Origin of the sequence: Rhodobacter flavimaris (assembly GCF_021378075.1) — a bacterium.
In the GTDB taxonomy this organism is placed as follows: Bacteria; Pseudomonadota; Alphaproteobacteria; order Rhodobacterales; family Rhodobacteraceae; genus Rhodobacter; species Rhodobacter flavimaris.
Genome location: NZ_JAJUOS010000090.1, coordinates 1 through 255, shown reverse-complemented (window position 1 = coordinate 255; position 255 = coordinate 1). Strand labels below are relative to the sequence as shown.

The 255-nt window shown below is 63.5% G+C and carries 1 protein-coding gene; it reads right to left on the bottom strand.

Going from position 1 to position 255, the window contains the following annotated elements; translation table 11 throughout:
* On the bottom strand, positions 1-255 hold a 255-nt coding region (locus tag LZA78_RS18180; protein ID WP_306798995.1), incomplete at both ends, for a tetrahydrofolate dehydrogenase/cyclohydrolase catalytic domain-containing protein.

Below are 255 nucleotides of genomic sequence, written 5' to 3'. Positions count from 1 at the left end.
TCGAGTTGATCACCAGGTCCGAGTTCAGATGCCCCGGCAGCGGCAGCTGCACGAGGATACCATGCACCGCCGGGCTCTTGTTCAGCCGGTCGATCAGCGCCAGCAGCTCTTCTTCCGAGGTCTCGGCGGGCAGCTTGTGCTCGAAGCTGTTCATGCCGACCTCGACGGTCTGCTTGCCCTTGTTGCGCACATAGACCTCGGAGGCCGGGTCTTCACCTACCAGCACCACCGCCAGACCCGGCGTGATCCCATGCA